Genomic DNA, 411 nt, shown 5'->3' on the forward strand with positions numbered 1-411 from the left:
GAAGGCGAGGACGCCCGTCGACAGAGGTTTGCTCGGCTTGATCATTTCGCGTCCTCCAGTTCCTTGACCTGGTAGTACTGGAACAGCGCCATCGGCACCAGCAGCAGCATCACCATCGCGACCGTCACCGCGGACGCCATCGGCCAGTCCATGTTGTTGAAGAATTCATCCCACATCACGCGCCCGATCATCAGCGTGTCGGCGCCGCCCAGCAGCTCCGGAATCACGTACTCGCCCACCGCCGGGATGAACACCAGCAGGCTGCCGGCGATGATCCCGTTCTTCGACAGCGGCAGCGTGATGCGCGTGAACGCGACCCACGGCTTCGCGCCCAGGTCGTATGCGGCCTCGAGCAGCGTGAGGTCCATCTTCACGAGGTGCGCGTACAGCGGCATCACCATGAACGGCAGG

1 protein-coding gene is annotated in these 411 nt (G+C 63.5%); it reads right to left on the reverse strand.

Going from position 1 to position 411, the window contains the following annotated elements; genetic code table 11:
* Window positions 1-41: 41 nt before the first annotated feature.
* Window positions 42-411, reverse strand: a 370-nt coding sequence (locus VK92_RS38850) for an ABC transporter permease subunit (protein ID WP_048026832.1), incomplete at its 5' end; no start/stop codon positions are given.

This window comes from Burkholderia sp. LK4 (genome assembly GCF_001043615.1).
In the GTDB taxonomy this organism is placed as follows: domain Bacteria; phylum Pseudomonadota; class Gammaproteobacteria; order Burkholderiales; family Burkholderiaceae; genus Burkholderia; species Burkholderia cepacia.